Here is a 14,101-nt window from a genome sequence, read left to right as displayed (position 1 = left end):
TCAGAGCGGCCAGTAATGGCCTATCAGATAAATAATCCCAGCAGAGAGCACCCCGGCAACAATATCGTCGATCATGATCCCCGTACCACCGTGCACATTGCGATCGAACCAGCGGATCGGCCAAGGCTTCCAGATATCCAGAATGCGGAACACCACAAACCCGGCAACCACCCATTGCCAACTGTTGACCGGCACCGCCATCAGGGTGATCCACATCCCGACGAACTCATCCCAGACGATACTGCCGTGATCGTGCACCCGCATGTCTTTCGCGGTGCGATGGCATAAGTAAACGCCAATGCAAATACTGAACATCACCAACAGCGAATAGAGCTGCCACGGCAGTTGGATCAGCAGCAGCCAGAACGGGATCGCCGCCAGTGAGCCAACGGTCCCCGGCATGAACGGCGAAAGCCCACTGCCAAAGCCGGTCGCCAGCAGATGCCACGGGTTACTCATACGCAACCGACTTTTTGCTTCATCCTTCATAGGCTGGGCTCTGTATTGAAATGGTCAAAACCTTGCCATGGCAACGAAATCTCTTGGTTGTCACGGTAGAACTTCATGCCTTCAGACAGCGGGCTAATCTGCCCGATACAAGTATAGTCCGCCCCCAGATGGCTTAACGCCACTTCCAACGCCCCGCGATTGATTTCCGGCACGGTGAAACAGAGTTCATAGTCTTCACCGCCGCTCAGCGCCCAACGCAGCGCCTGTTCAGCATCGGTGTTACCGGTCAGCGCCTGCGACATGGGGAGTTCGTCCAATTCGATGCGCGCACCGCAGTCGCTGGCTTTCAGCACATGCTGCAAATCGGCAATCAGGCCGTCGGAGATGTCGATCGCCGAGCTGGCCAGATCGCGTAACGCCTGGCCCTGCAGCACCCGTGGCTGCGGGCGCAGATGGCGGGCTAACAGATATTCACGCGCCGCAGGATCGCTCACCGTCAAACGATCCTGCAGAATCGCCAGGCCGGCAGCGCTGTCGCCCAGCATACCGGTCACATAAATCCAGTCGCCGATGCGCGCACCGGCACGCGTCAGCGCACGCCCGGCCGGGATCAGGCCGTTAATGGTCAAGGTCATGCTCAGTGGGCCACGGGTGGTGTCGCCGCCGATCAGTTGCATACCATAGTAATTCAGTTGCTCAAACAGGCTGTCGCTAAACGCCTTGAGCCAGGCTTCGTCGACGTCGGGCAACGTCATTGCCAGCGATAACCATGCAGGATCGGCGCCCATGGCGGCCAGATCGCTCAGGTTAACTGCCAGGGCTTTGTAGCCGAGATCGGCGGGATCGATATCCGCCAAGAAGTGAACACCCGAAACCAGGGTGTCGGTACTGATCGCTAAAAGCTGTTTCTCTGCCACTGTCAGGAGTGCGCAGTCATCTCCAATGCCCAACTGTACGTCCCGGCGCAAACTCTTGAACCGGTCAAAATAGCGGGCAATGAGGTCAAATTCGCCGCATGCCATGGTCAATCTTCCAAAGAAATTAAGGCCGGAAAACCGGCCTTAAATTTATTTTCTCTTGCGGATGTTGGGTGCCGCTTTATCCAGCACCCCATTCACAAACTTATGGCTGTCTTCAGCGCCGAAAGTTTTCGCCAGTTCGATCGCTTCATTGATGGCCACTTTGTAAGGGACATCTTCACGCATTTTCAGCTCGTACAGCGCAATACGCAGGACGGCTTTTTCCACCTGGCCCAATTCCTCGAGCTGGCGTGACAGGTATGGGGCCATCAGGTCATCCAACATACCTGCATTCACTGCCACACCGGACAGCAACGCACGAAAATAGGCGATGTCAACATCTTTGACATCCTGCTCCGTCAGGAACTGGTGTTCAACATCGGCAATGTCATTTCTGGACAACTGCCAAGAGTAAAGCGCTTGAACAGCGCACTCACGAGCGCGGCGACGAGCAGCAGGTTTCACGGAATTCCCCTTAGACTAAATTCAGGCTTTAATAGCTTTGATTACGTTGATCATTTCAAGTGCGGTCAGGGCAGCTTCTGCACCTTTGTTGCCCGCTTTGGTACCGGCACGCTCGATCGCTTGTTCGATGCTTTCGGTGGTCAGAACGCCAAAGGCAACCGGGATCTCGGTATTCAGCGAGACATTACCCAGGCCAGAACTGGCTTCGCCCGCCACATACTCAAAGTGCGCGGTGCCCCCACGGATCACGGTGCCCAGTGCAATCACCGCATCGTATTTGCCGGTATTTGCCAGCACGCGTGCCGTCAAAGGTAGCTCGTAAGCACCTGGAACCCAGACCACGGTGATGTTGTCATCAGCAACCTGGCCGATACGCTTCAGCGCGTCAATGGCGCCTTGCAGCAGGCTGTCGTTAATGAAATTGTTAAAACGTGCAATTGCGATCGCCACACGGGCATTAGGAGTAGCAACAACACCTTCGATAACTTTCATGGGCTTTCCTTAAAAATGGGTTCAGTACCCCGCAGGGGGGCGGATTCTATCATATTCTTTATCTGCCTGCGCGGCGGTTTTGTAAAACGTTAGTCACACCGCAGGCAAGAGCTACAGAGCAGACTTGGCTTTCAAGCGCAGGCGCAGATCAGGGCCAACCTGGCGCACTTCGTTAAAGACCCACTCCGGTGCGTCGGCCAACTGCTCTACCCCCGGCAACTGGCACAGACCGCGGCCGTTATCGCCCAGCAATTTTGGCGCAACGTACACGATAAGTTCATCGACCAGGCCAGCCTGCAGCAGGGCACCCGCCAATTTTGCACCCGCTTCAACCCAGATAGCGTTCACCTGGCGCTTAGCCAGTTGCATCATCATCACCACCAGATCGATGCCGCCACCGTGCGCAGGAAACGACAGCTGTTCCACGCCCGCAGGCCATTGCTGGCCGTCCGGTTGCAGACGGGCCAGCCAGGTTGCTCCCGGCTGTTGCACCAACCGATGCTGCGGTGTGACACGATTCTGGCTGTCGAGGATAATCCTTACCGGCTGGCGCAGGTTTTCACGCGGGTAAATCTGCTGAGTTGCACTATCCAGTTCATCCCAACGCACCGTCAATGCCGGATCATCGGCCAGCACGGTGGCGCTGGTGCTAAGGATCGCCGAACTTGCCGCCCGTAAACGCTGCACGTCCTGCCTGGCCTGCGGAGAGGTGATCCACTGGCTTTCTCCAGACGCCATCGCCGTGCGGCCATCCAGTGATGCCCCTAACTTCAGTTGCACATAGGGGAACCCGGTACGCATGCGCTTCAAAAAGCCCAGATTGACCGCTTCGGCCTCGGCCAGCATCACACCATGATGAACTTCGATACCGGCCTGCTGCAATTTATACAGCCCGCGCCCGGCCACCTGCGGATTGGGATCCTGCATTGCAGCCACCACACGGCTGACGCCCGCAGCAATCAGGGCATCGGCGCAGGGCGGCGTGCGGCCATGATGGCTGCAGGGTTCCAGCGTCACATAAGCCGTAGCGCCGCGCGCCTGTTCCCCCGCCATCCGCAAGGCATGAACTTCAGCATGAGGTTCGCCAGCACGCAAATGGTACCCCTCACCCACAATGTGACCATCGCGCACGATCACACAGCCCACGTTGGGATTGGGGGTGGTGGTGAAACGCCCTAACCGTGCCAGTTCAAAGGCTCGCGCCATGTAAAGCTCATCGTTATGCATGAGAGTCCTGTTAATCCTGCAACTTGGCGATCTCTTCGCCGAATTCGCGGATATCTTCAAAACTGCGATACACCGAAGCGAAACGGATATAAGCCACTTTATCGAGCTTCTTCAGCGCATCCATCACCAGATTGCCCACCATTTTAGTGGGGACCTCACGTTCACCGGTAGCGCGCAACTGAGATTTGATATGGCTGATGGCACTTTCCACATCGTCAGCGCTGACCGGGCGCTTTTCCAGCGCTTTCAGCATGCCACGGCGCAATTTATCTTCGTTGAAAGGTTCACGGACCTCGTCGCTTTTAACCACCCGCGGCATAACCAGCTCGGCCACTTCGAAAGTCGTAAAACGTTCGTTACAAACCAGACATTGGCGACGACGGCGCACCTGCGATCCATCCCCCACCAGGCGAGAATCAATAACTTTGGTATCAACGGCAGCGCAGAAAGGGCAATGCATAACTCGTCCTGATAAACGTTTTTATAGTTAAGAATAGTTTACCCCGAAGTTCGCCCACAACAAAGGCCGCCGGGGATTTGTTGCGAGCCACTACCATGAACGAACACAAAACAGGCCACGTTGCCGGGATAGGCATGACTTTACCTGGCGATGCCGTTAAGCTGGCAACCGAAGCGATTGAATAAGGTTCCCTTATCATGACTATCCGTTATCGTAACCTCGGCCTGTTCACTGCCGTGATTTTGCTGGCAGGCTGCGCACAGCACCGTGAAGTGCCAAAGCTTAAGAACCAGGTCGTTGAGTTGAAACAGATGCTGGGTACGCTGACCGAGCAGGCCATCGCGCTGGAGCGCCAGAATCGATTGAACCAGAATTCCAGCAACGGTGTGTACCTGTTACCGCAGGCCAGCAGTGCTGCCAGATTACAAAGCAGCGTGGGTGAGTTGAGCGTCTCACTCAGCCAGGTGAAAAGTGAAGCCAACGGTACTCAGGCGATCCTGGCAATTGGCACGCTCTCCAGCCAAGCTCTGCCGGGCTTTACCGCCACTCTGGAGTGGGGCCAGTTGGATGCAACGAGCGGTATGCCGCTAACGGCAGATGAGCTGTCGCAGCAAATCAGGAGTTATGATTCGTTGTTGCCCAAAAGTGAACAAAGCTTTGAACTGCGCCTGAGTGGCGTCACGCCGGAACAGCTAGGCTATATTCGCCTGCACAGCCTCACGCCTGTGACAAGCAACGCAGTGCCCAAGCCAGCCAGATAAAAGAAAAGAGCGCCAAACGGCGCCCTTTCTAGGTAACTGAACCTACGGCAGATTAGCATTACGGCAGAATCGAAGGCTGGTCTGCGCCCTCTTTCTCCACTTTCTGCTGCAGCATGTGTTCACGTTTCATACCCAGTTTCAACGCCAGCGCGGACGCTACGTAGATAGAAGATACGGTACCGATGGACACACCGATCAGCATGGTCAGTGAGAAGCCCTGCAGCATCGCGCCGCCGAAGATGTACAGCATCAGCACCACCATCAGCGTGGTGGCGGAGGTCATGATGGTACGGCTCAACGTCTGGGTCAGCGACACGTTCATGATTTCGTAAGGCGTTCCGCGACGGATCTTGCGGAAGTTCTCACGAATACGGTCAGAAACCACGATGCTGTCATTCAGCGAGTAGCCGATAACCGACATCAAGGAAGCGACAATCGTCAGGTCAATCTCAATATGGAATAGCGACAGCACCCCCATAGTGATGACCACGTCGTGCGCCAGAGCGATAACCGCCCCCAGCGCCAAACGCCATTCGAAGCGGAAGCCAACGTAAATCAGGATACAAATCAACGCCACCAGCAGCGCCATGCCGCCAGTTTGTGCCAATTCGCTCCCCACGCTCGGGCCAACGAACTCGATGCGCTTAACGGTCGCATTCTTGTCAACGGCATCGTTGATCACGCCGATCACTTTATTACCCAGTTCCTGGCCTGCGGTACCCGTCGCGGGTGGCATACGCACCATCACGTCACGGCTGCTGCCGAAGTTCTGAATAATCGGATCTTTGAACCCGGCTTTTTCCAGCGTATCGCGCATCAGATCCAGATCCGCCGGTTTTTCCAGGTTGATTTCAATCACCGTACCACCGGTGAAATCCAGACCCCAGTTAAAACCACGGACGGACATAATGGCGATCGACGCGATCAACAGCAGCAATGAAATGCCGAAGGCCACGTAATCCCAGCGCATAAAGTCATAGACTTTACGGCCGTAGTTGAGTTGTTCAACAGTATAATCCTGTGCCACAACGCACTCCTCAGATAGACAGCTTGTTAATGCGCTTGCCGCCGTAAAGCAGGTTGACGATGGCACGGGTACCGACAATCGCGGTGAACATGGACGTCGCCACACCGATTGCGGTGGTAATTGCAAAGCCCTTGATCGAACCCGTCCCCACTGCGTACAGAATGACCGCGGTGATCAGGGTCGTGACGTTGGCATCAACAATACTGGAGAACGCGCCTTTATAGCCCTCATGGATCGCCTGCTGAACGGATCGCCCATTCTTCAGTTCCTCCTTGATACGTTCGTTGATCAGTACGTTGGCGTCAACCGCCACCGCCAGCGTCAGCACGATACCGGCAATCCCCGGCATCGTCAGCGTTGCGCCCGGCAACAGTGACATTACGCCAACAATCAGCACCAGGTTAGCCATCAGCGCGCTTGATGCGATCAGGCCAAACTTGCGGTACCAGACCACCATGAACACGATGGATGCCACCAGGCCCCACAGACAGGCCTCAAGACCCTGGGTGATGTTCTGCTGGCCTAGCGTTGGGCCGATGGTCCGCTCTTCCACGATCTGGATAGGCGCAATCAATGCACCAGCACGCAGCAGCAGTGAAAGCTGGCGGGCTTCGCTCGGATTGTCGATACCGGTGATACGGAAGCTGTTGCCCAAGCGCGACTGAATGTTCGCCACGTTGATCACTTCTTCCTGCTTCACCAGAACCGAACGGCCATTGGCGTCTTTCTTGCCACTGTCTTTATACTCCACAAACAGGGTGGCCATCGGTTTGCCGATGCTATCCTTGGTGAAGTTGGACATCGCGGTGCCACCGGCACTGTCCAGCGAGATGTTAACCTGCGGCTGGTTGTATTCGTCGGTGCTGGAGGTGGAGTCAGTGATATGGTCACCGGTCAGGATCACGCGCTTATACAGCACGATCGGCTTACCATCACGGGTAAATTTCACCTCGGAGTCACCCGGTACGCGGCCGCTTGCTGCTGCGGTCGCATCCGCGTTGGTGTTCACCAGGCGGAATTCCAGCGTAGCGGTTGCCCCCAGGATTTCTTTGGCGCGAGCCGTATCCTGAATACCCGGCAGTTCGACCACGATGCGATCGGCCCCTTGGCGCTGAACCAAAGGTTCGGCAACGCCGAGCTGGTTGACACGGTTACGCAGGATGGTGATGTTCTGCTGCACCGCATATTCACGCGCTTCACTCAGACGCGCATCGGTCATCGTCGCTTTCAGCGTGTTGGGGCCATTGGCAGAAAACACCAGATCGCGCTGGCGTGGCGTCATGAAACTGATCGCCTGATCGCGCGCTGCATCGTCGCGGAAGCGAACTTCCACACCGTTGTTTTCCAGCTTGCGGATCGCAGCGTAAGGGATGCCCTTTTCACGCAGTTCACTGCGCATGGTATCCATGGTTTGCTCTTGCAGCTTGCCAAGCGCGGTATCCATATCGACTTCCATCAGGAAGTGCACACCACCACGCAAGTCCAAGCCCAGCTTCATCGGTTCGGCATTCAATAAAGTCAGCCAGCGCGGCGTAGCCGGAGCAAGGTTCAGTGCCACGACATATTTGTCACCCAGTTCCGCCATCAAGGCTTCACGGGCACGCAACTGAACGTCGGGATCTTTAAAGCGAGCCAGTATGGCACCGTTTTCCAGCGCAATCGACTTGCTCGCAATATTATCTTTTTCTAATACGTTACGGACTTGGTCCAGCGTAGCTTCACTGGCGGCGACACCGCGCGCGCCAGTGATTTGTACGGCCGGATCCTCACCGTAAATGTTGGGAAGTGCATAAAGCAGACCGACGAGGATCACCACGATCAACATCAGATACTTCCACAAAGGATAACGGTTTAGCACGGCAGTTCCCTTAGGGAAAACAAAATTACAGGGCCTTCATAGTACCTTTCGGCAGAACGGCCGCCACGAAGTCACGCTTGATCATCACTTCTGTGGTGTCATTCAGCGCAATGGCAATGATACCGGTGTCAGCCACTTTGGTGACTCGGCCAATCAGGCCGCCGGTGGTCAGCACTTCATCACCTTTGCTGATGGAATCCATCAGTTTCTTGTGATCTTTGGCACGTTTCTGCTGTGGACGTAAGATCATGAAGTAGAAGATCAGACCAAATACCACCAGCATAACGATCAGAGAGTACGGGCTTCCCTGAGCCGGAGCCCCTGCGGATGCGACGGCGTCAGAAATGAAAAAGCTCATTGAAAATCCCTCATTAAGTTATCAATTATTAATTCAAGCGTTTAAAGGTGGAACCGGCTTACCGATCCGCCCATAAAAATCCGCAACAAACAGCTCTAATTTACTCTCTTCAATAGCCTGGCGTAAACCCGCCATTAAGCGCTGGTAGTATCGCAGGTTATGAATTGTGTTCAATCGGGCACCTAATATTTCGTTGCAACGATCGAGATGATGCAAGTAGGCACGGCTGTAATGGCGACAGGTGTAGCAATCACAGTCTTTATCCAGCGCAGATGTATCATCCTTGTGCTTGGCGTTGCGGATTTTTATCACACCGTCAGTCACGAACAGATGGCCGTTACGGGCATTACGCGTTGGCATCACGCAATCGAACATATCGATACCGCGACGCACACCTTCCACCAGATCTTCCGGCTTGCCAACCCCCATCAGATAGCGTGGCTTATCTTCCGGAATTTGCGGGCAAACATGTTCGAGAATGCGATGCATATCCTCTTTTGGCTCACCGACCGCCAAACCGCCCACAGCGTAACCATCAAAGCCGATATCCACCAGCCCTTTTACTGAAACATCACGTAAATCTTCGTAAACCCCACCCTGAATAATACCGAACAAGGCATTTTTATTATTCAGCTCATCAAAACGCTGGCGGCTGCGCTGCGCCCAGCGCAACGACATTTCCATCGAACGCTTGGCATAGTCCCAATCGGCCGGATAAGGCGTGCATTCATCAAAAATCATGACGATGTCAGACCCCAGGTCATACTGGATTTCCATCGATTTTTCCGGGCTGAGGAAGACTTTATCGCCGTTAATCGGATTGCGGAAATACACCCCTTCCTCTTTGATCTTGCGCATCGCCCCCAGGCTGAACACCTGGAAACCGCCGGAATCGGTCAGGATCGGGCCGTGCCACTGCATAAAATCATGCAGATCGCCGTGCAGTTTCATGATCTCCTGTCCCGGGCGCAGCCACAGGTGGAACGTGTTGCCCAGCAGGATCTGCGCACCTGTATCTTGCACTTCTTCCGGCGTCATCCCTTTAACCGTGCCATACGTTCCCACCGGCATAAACGCCGGGGTTTCCACTACGCCACGCTCAAAGACCAGGCGGCCACGGCGAGCCCGGCCATCCGTTGTTTGTAATTCGTACTTCACAAAACCTCCAGCACCGGAAAAACAGTCCGATGACATTAAAACAGGGCCACGCGGTGCGCGTAACCCAGGGATTCCTCTTCACTCGCCGACGGATTCACTCTCCGCCAGCGGATTACGGCTAATGAACATCGCATCACCGTAGCTGAAAAAGCGATACCGCTCGGCGACTGCCTGCTGATAGGCATTCATGGTGTGCTGATAACCGGCAAATGCCGAAACCAGCATGATCAGCGTCGATTCCGGCAGGTGAAAATTGGTCACCAGTGCATCAATCACCTGATAATGGTAGCCAGGATAGATAAAGATCCGCGTATCGCCAAAAAATGGGGCAATCAATGCATCTTCGCTGGCCTTGGCGGCGCTTTCCAACGAACGTACCGAGGTGGTACCAACGGCGATCACCCGTTTGCCACGCGCTTTACAGGCCAATACTGCATCCACCACCTCCTGCGGCACTTCGGCGTATTCCGCGTGCATCACGTGTTCTTCAATGGTTTCCACCCGCACCGGCTGGAAAGTACCCGCTCCAACGTGCAGTGTCACAAACGCCATTTCAACGCCCTTGGCGCGCAGCGCGGCCAACAGCGGCTCATCGAAGTGCAACCCGGCGGTGGGTGCCGCCACCGCGCCCGGTTTTTCGCTGTAGACGGTCTGATACAGTTCGCGATCGGCATCCTCATCAGGGCGATCGATATATGGTGGCAGTGGCATATGGCCTACCGCATTAAGAATAGTGAAAACGTCACGCTCGTCGTTGAAACGCAGTTCAAACAGTGTGTCATGGCGGGCAAGCATGGTGGCGGCAATGCTCTCATCGTCGCCTAGCAGCAGTTCAGTACCAGGTTTCGGCGCTTTGGATGCCCGCACGTGCGCCAGCACGCGGTGATCGTCCAGCACACGCTCCACCAGCACTTCAACCTTGCCGCCGCTGACCTTGCGGCCAAACAGGCGTGCCGGGATCACCCGAGTGTTGTTGAACACCAGCAGATCGCCCGCTTCCAGCTTATCCAGCAGATCGGTGAATACGCCGTGCGTCAAGGCTCCGGTCGGCCCGTCCAGTTGCAGCAAACGGCAAGCGCTACGCTCGGGCTGCGGATAGTGGGCAATCAAAGACTCAGGGAGTTCAAAAGAAAAATCGGCGACGCGCATGGGTATTCACTTCTTCAATAGGTAACTAATGTAGGAAAAAACAGGCGCTACAGTCTAAAGCCGTGAGCGACCCGCAGCAAGAAATAAGGAGGTATTGTGTCAGTTCGCCTATATACCCGTCATACTTCAACTTGCTTAGGTGTTGGCTATGCTCTGTCCCCTCAGTCACAGAGTTATCTATATGAATGGGGTTTCCGGTGCTTGCCGCCTACAATCAACTCGAATTATTTAGGGTATAGTTGTTAGATGAATTTTCTCGCTCATCTCCATTTGGCCCAGCTTGCTGAAAGCTCGTTACTGGGCAACCTGCTGGCCGACTTCGTACGTGGCAACCCTGCCGGGGACTACGATCCTGAGGTGGTTGCTGGCATCATGATGCACCGCCGCGTTGACGTGCTGACCGATACTTTGCTTGAAGTCCGGGCTTGCCGTGACTATTTCAGCGCCGAATTCCGCCGCGTTGCGCCGATTACGCTCGACGTAGTGTGGGATCACTTCCTGGCACGCCACTGGCAACAGCTTGAACCCACCCGCAGCCTGCAACACTTCACGCAGGAAGCACGCGGCCAGATTGTGCCGCACCTGCCGCTGACGCCAGCGCGTTTCCAGAACCTGAACCATTATCTCTGGCAGGAACGCTGGCTGGAGCGCTACGCCGAGCTGCCGTTTATCGCGAATGTGTTACAGGGCATGGCCAGCCGCCGCCCACGCCTGGGAGCCTTGGCAGGTTCTTTTGCCGACGTGGAACGTCATTATCATCAGCTTGAAACACACTTCTGGCAGTTTTACCCTCAGATCATGCAACAAGCGAAAGCCAAAACGCTGTAACAAAGCAGCTCAAATGCTATAAGGTACGCAGGATGACAAGAAATTGCCTTTTAACGCTTGCCCTTTTGTGCAAAAAGGTTATTTTTAAAGCTTGCTAAATTTAATCTCTCGGTTTGATAGGTAAAAGCTATCTCATTGATTGGTCATTTACCCTTTCTTCACCGAGTCACGGCCCCTATACTGGCCCTTGCTTTTACATCAACCCCCTAACAACTATTACAGGAGTAATTATGGTCCTGGTAACTCGTCAAGCCCCTGACTTCACCGCTGCTGCCGTACTGGGCAACGGCGAAATCGTTGAAAACTTCAACCTGAAGAAGCACCTGAACGGCAAACCTGCTGTCGTATTCTTCTGGCCGATGGACTTCACCTTCGTATGTCCTTCTGAGCTGATCGCTTTCGATCACCGTTATGAAGAATTCCAGAAGCGCGGCGTTGAAGTTGTAGGCGTTTCCATCGATTCCGAATTCGTCCATAACGCATGGCGTAAAACCCCTGTCGACAAAGGCGGCATCGGTGAAGTGAAATACGCCATGGTTGCTGACGTTAAGCGTGAAATTCAAAAAGCTTACGGTATCGAACATCCAGATGCTGGCGTAGCGCTGCGTGGCTCTTTCCTGATCGACAAAAACGGCATAGTTCGCTCTCAGATCGTTAACGACCTGCCTATCGGCCGTAACATCGACGAAATGATCCGTACCGTTGACGCACTGCAATTCCACGAAGAGCACGGCGAAGTGTGCCCAGCTCAGTGGGAAAAAGGCAAAGCAGGTATGGGCGCATCGCCAGAAGGCGTAGCTAAGTACCTGTCTGAGAACGCTTCCAAGCTGTAAGATCCGCTTGTTTGCCTGTGAACCGGTCAGCTTTGCTGGCCGGTTTTTTTATGCCCGTTCGCAGGGCATTCGCCCCTATTTTGTGCTTTACCTCTCTGTTTTAACGCATATCTTATCGCCAACCTTCCCGCTGCCACTACTATCATTACTTGGCCTGCTCTTTGCGTCTGCACTTCACATTTAGAGAGGGGCTAACCACCTCATTACAATAAAAACTGACAGGAGTCGTTATGTTGTTACAAAAATGGAGCCAGCCACTGACCTTGGCAGCATTGCTGATCAGTAGCAGCCTGTACGCCGCCTCCAATCCGGCGGTAGAAGCCAGGAAGGGTATGGTCGTCACATCGCAACATCTGGCCTCACAGATCGGCGTGGATATTCTCAAGATGGGCGGTAATGCGGTGGACGCCGCAGTCGCCGTGGGTTACGCACAGGCGGTGGTTAACCCTTGCTGTGGCAACATCGGCGGCGGCGGCTTTATGACCGTGCACCTGGCCGACGGCACCGACACCTTTATCAACTTCCGCGAAACCGCCCCGGCGGCAGCCAGCGCCAATATGTATCTGGATGCCAATGGCAAGGTAAGAAAAGGCGCCAGCCTGTATGGCTATCTGGCGGCAGGCGTGCCGGGCACGGTGCTGGGGATGGAAACTGCCCGCGAGAAATACGGGAAATTAAGCCGTGAGCAAGTACTCGCACCGGCCATCAAGCTGGCGCGCGAAGGCTTTATCCTGACGCGGGCCGACACCGATATCCTCGATACCACCGTCGCCCGCTTCAGGCAGGATGCAGAAGCGGCGAAAATCTTCCTGCGTAAAGATGGTTCAGCCCTGCAGCCGGGCGATGTATTAGTGCAAACCGATCTGGCCAATACGCTGGAAGCGATCGCCAAGCAGGGCCCTTCCGCCTTCTATCTGGGCAGGATCCCGCAGGCGGTAGAAGAGGCGGCCAGAAAAGGCGGTGGGATCCTGACGGCGGCGGATTTTGCCAACTACAAGATCAGCGAAACCAACCCCATCACCTGCAGCTACCGCGGTTATAAATTCGTTTCGGCACCGCCACCCAGCTCCGGCGGCGTAACGCTGTGTGAAACCCTCAATATTGTTGAAGGTTACGATCTGAAGAGCATGGGCTTTAACTCGGCGGCGGCGATCCACACCCTGACCGAAGCCATGCGCCATGCCTATATGGACCGCAACACCTACCTTGGCGATCCGGCGTTTATCAATAATCCGGTCGATCGGCTGGTGAGCAAAAGCTATGCCGAGCAGATCCGCAAGCAGATCGTGGCCAATAAAGCGACGCCTTCCGAAAAGGTGCAGCCCGGTATGCAACCGCACGAAAAGCCGGAAACCACCCATTATTCCATTGTCGACAGCCAGGGGAATGCGGTTTCCACCACCTATACCGTGAATGGCCGTTTCGGTTCAGTGGTGATCGCCCCGGGTACCGGTTTCTTCCTCAATGATGAAATGGATGATTTCACCGTCAAAGTCGGGGAGAAAAACCTCTACGGCCTGGTGCAGGGTACGGCAAACGCCATCGCCCCCGGTAAGCGCCCACTATCATCGATGAGCCCGACGCTGGTGACCAAAGACGACAAAATCTTTATGGTGCTCGGTTCACCGGGTGGTTCACGCATCATCAGCATCACGCTGCAAACTGCGCTGAACATCATCGATCACGGTATGGCACCGCAGGAAGCGGTAGATGCTCCACGCATTCACCATCAATGGTTGCCGGATGAGGTGTATTACGAACAGCGCGGCGTGTCCGCCGATACGCTGAAGCTCCTGCAAACGATGGGTTACAAGATGGTTGAGCAGAACCCTTGGGGCGCCGCTGAGCTGATTCTGGTGGGCTTACCGGGGGCCGCTGGCGTTAGCCCAGCCAACTCCGGCAATGATTCCGCCGTTTCCGGCAAAGTGCGCGAAGGTTATCTGTACGGAGCCAACGATGTGCGTCGCCCGGCGGGCTCAGCCGTGGGGTATTGATTCTTCGGTCGATTTCAAGTTA

General features: G+C 55.1%; 15 protein-coding genes. 4 read left to right on the top strand and 11 right to left on the bottom strand.

The annotated features are described in order from the left end of the window. From pgpA to nrdR, 6 genes are all read right to left on the bottom strand, one after another. Positions 1 to 489 (bottom strand): phosphatidylglycerophosphatase A, encoded by a 489-nt coding sequence (gene pgpA, locus WG891_RS11575; protein WP_337262876.1) that lies wholly within the window; start codon positions 487 to 489, stop codon positions 1 to 3. Continuing rightward, positions 486 to 1,472 (bottom strand): thiamine-phosphate kinase, encoded by a 987-nt coding sequence (gene thiL / locus WG891_RS11570; protein WP_337262875.1) that lies wholly within the window; start codon positions 1,470 to 1,472, stop codon positions 486 to 488. The genes pgpA and thiL overlap by 4 nt, the downstream gene beginning before the upstream one ends. A gap of 45 nt (positions 1,473 to 1,517) precedes the next feature. Beyond that, a complete protein-coding gene (nusB, locus tag WG891_RS11565; protein WP_076940500.1) occupies positions 1,518 to 1,934 on the bottom strand; it encodes a transcription antitermination factor NusB in 417 nt (138 codons plus the stop codon). Between the two features lie 21 nt (positions 1,935 to 1,955). Further along, complete coding sequence (gene ribH / locus WG891_RS11560) at positions 1,956 to 2,426, bottom strand: 6,7-dimethyl-8-ribityllumazine synthase (protein ID WP_037394682.1); 471 nt, start codon at positions 2,424 to 2,426, stop codon at positions 1,956 to 1,958. Between the two features lie 111 nt (positions 2,427 to 2,537). Continuing rightward, positions 2,538 to 3,653: a bifunctional diaminohydroxyphosphoribosylaminopyrimidine deaminase/5-amino-6-(5-phosphoribosylamino)uracil reductase RibD gene (gene ribD, locus WG891_RS11555; RefSeq protein WP_337262874.1), complete on the bottom strand. Its 1,116-nt coding sequence runs from the start codon at positions 3,651 to 3,653 to the stop codon at positions 2,538 to 2,540. A gap of 10 nt (positions 3,654 to 3,663) precedes the next feature. Further along, positions 3,664 to 4,113, bottom strand: a complete 450-nt coding sequence (gene nrdR, locus WG891_RS11550; protein WP_076940494.1) for a transcriptional regulator NrdR — start codon at positions 4,111 to 4,113, stop codon at positions 3,664 to 3,666. 197 nt (positions 4,114 to 4,310) lie between these two features. On the opposite strand from nrdR, the gene WG891_RS11545 reads away from it, so the two are divergent. Then, a complete protein-coding gene (locus WG891_RS11545; RefSeq protein WP_337262873.1) occupies positions 4,311 to 4,874 on the top strand; it encodes a DUF3251 domain-containing protein in 564 nt (187 codons plus the stop codon). 58 nt (positions 4,875 to 4,932) lie between these two features. Here the strand turns inward: WG891_RS11545 and secF are convergent, their stop codons facing one another. The 5 genes from secF to queA form a co-directional block, all read right to left on the bottom strand. Then, complete coding sequence (secF, locus tag WG891_RS11540; RefSeq protein ID WP_337262872.1) at positions 4,933 to 5,901, bottom strand: protein translocase subunit SecF; 969 nt, start codon at positions 5,899 to 5,901, stop codon at positions 4,933 to 4,935. A gap of 10 nt (positions 5,902 to 5,911) precedes the next feature. Then, positions 5,912 to 7,759, bottom strand: a complete 1,848-nt coding sequence (gene secD / locus WG891_RS11535; protein ID WP_337262871.1) for a protein translocase subunit SecD — start codon at positions 7,757 to 7,759, stop codon at positions 5,912 to 5,914. Between the two features lie 25 nt (positions 7,760 to 7,784). Beyond that, positions 7,785 to 8,117, bottom strand: coding sequence for a preprotein translocase subunit YajC (gene yajC / locus WG891_RS11530; protein WP_076940486.1), 333 nt, complete (start codon positions 8,115 to 8,117; stop codon positions 7,785 to 7,787). A 33-nt stretch (positions 8,118 to 8,150) separates the two neighbouring features. Continuing rightward, a complete protein-coding gene (gene tgt / locus WG891_RS11525; protein WP_337262870.1) occupies positions 8,151 to 9,275 on the bottom strand; it encodes a tRNA guanosine(34) transglycosylase Tgt in 1,125 nt (374 codons plus the stop codon). Between the two features lie 78 nt (positions 9,276 to 9,353). Then, the gene (gene queA, locus WG891_RS11520; protein ID WP_337262869.1) at positions 9,354 to 10,424 is read right to left on the bottom strand and encodes a tRNA preQ1(34) S-adenosylmethionine ribosyltransferase-isomerase QueA; all 1,071 of its coding nucleotides are present in this window, start codon (positions 10,422 to 10,424) and stop codon (positions 9,354 to 9,356) included. 246 nt (positions 10,425 to 10,670) lie between these two features. On the opposite strand from queA, the gene WG891_RS11515 reads away from it, so the two are divergent. The 3 genes from WG891_RS11515 (at position 10,671) to ggt (ending at position 14,079) form a co-directional block, all read left to right on the top strand. After that, entirely contained in the window at positions 10,671 to 11,252 is a 582-nt protein-coding gene (locus tag WG891_RS11515; RefSeq protein ID WP_337262868.1) for an ACP phosphodiesterase, read from the top strand. A gap of 230 nt (positions 11,253 to 11,482) precedes the next feature. After that, a complete protein-coding gene (locus WG891_RS11510) occupies positions 11,483 to 12,085 on the top strand; it encodes a peroxiredoxin C (RefSeq protein ID WP_076940478.1) in 603 nt (200 codons plus the stop codon). A gap of 230 nt (positions 12,086 to 12,315) precedes the next feature. After that, a complete protein-coding gene (ggt, locus tag WG891_RS11505; RefSeq protein ID WP_337262867.1) occupies positions 12,316 to 14,079 on the top strand; it encodes a gamma-glutamyltransferase in 1,764 nt (587 codons plus the stop codon). The last annotated feature ends 22 nt before the right edge of the window (positions 14,080 to 14,101 follow it).

Source organism: Serratia sp. MMO-28, from assembly GCF_037199905.1.
GTDB lineage: Bacteria > Pseudomonadota > Gammaproteobacteria > Enterobacterales > Enterobacteriaceae > Chania > Chania oryzae.
Note: the sequence above shows the minus strand (reverse complement) of the source record. Positions and strands in the feature narration are given on the sequence as shown.

Excerpts from the sequence above, each read along its gene's own strand:
- WG891_RS11515 (WP_337262868.1), top strand. The coding sequence starts at position 10,671 with ATGAATTTTCTCGCTCATCTCCATTTGGCCCAGCTTGCTGAAAGCTCG.
- ribH (WP_037394682.1), bottom strand. The coding sequence starts at position 2,426 with ATGAAAGTTATCGAAGGTGTTGTTGCTACTCCTAATGCCCGTGTGGCG.
- WG891_RS11545 (WP_337262873.1), top strand. The coding sequence starts at position 4,311 with ATGACTATCCGTTATCGTAACCTCGGCCTGTTCACTGCCGTGATTTTG.
- yajC (WP_076940486.1), bottom strand. The coding sequence starts at position 8,117 with ATGAGCTTTTTCATTTCTGACGCCGTCGCATCCGCAGGGGCTCCGGCT.
- ribD (WP_337262874.1), bottom strand. The coding sequence starts at position 3,653 with ATGCATAACGATGAGCTTTACATGGCGCGAGCCTTTGAACTGGCACGG.
- ggt (WP_337262867.1), top strand. The coding sequence starts at position 12,316 with ATGTTGTTACAAAAATGGAGCCAGCCACTGACCTTGGCAGCATTGCTG.
- pgpA (WP_337262876.1), bottom strand. The coding sequence starts at position 489 with ATGAAGGATGAAGCAAAAAGTCGGTTGCGTATGAGTAACCCGTGGCAT.
- queA (WP_337262869.1), bottom strand. The coding sequence starts at position 10,424 with ATGCGCGTCGCCGATTTTTCTTTTGAACTCCCTGAGTCTTTGATTGCC.
- thiL (WP_337262875.1), bottom strand. The coding sequence starts at position 1,472 with ATGGCATGCGGCGAATTTGACCTCATTGCCCGCTATTTTGACCGGTTC.
- WG891_RS11510 (WP_076940478.1), top strand. The coding sequence starts at position 11,483 with ATGGTCCTGGTAACTCGTCAAGCCCCTGACTTCACCGCTGCTGCCGTA.
- nrdR (WP_076940494.1), bottom strand. The coding sequence starts at position 4,113 with ATGCATTGCCCTTTCTGCGCTGCCGTTGATACCAAAGTTATTGATTCT.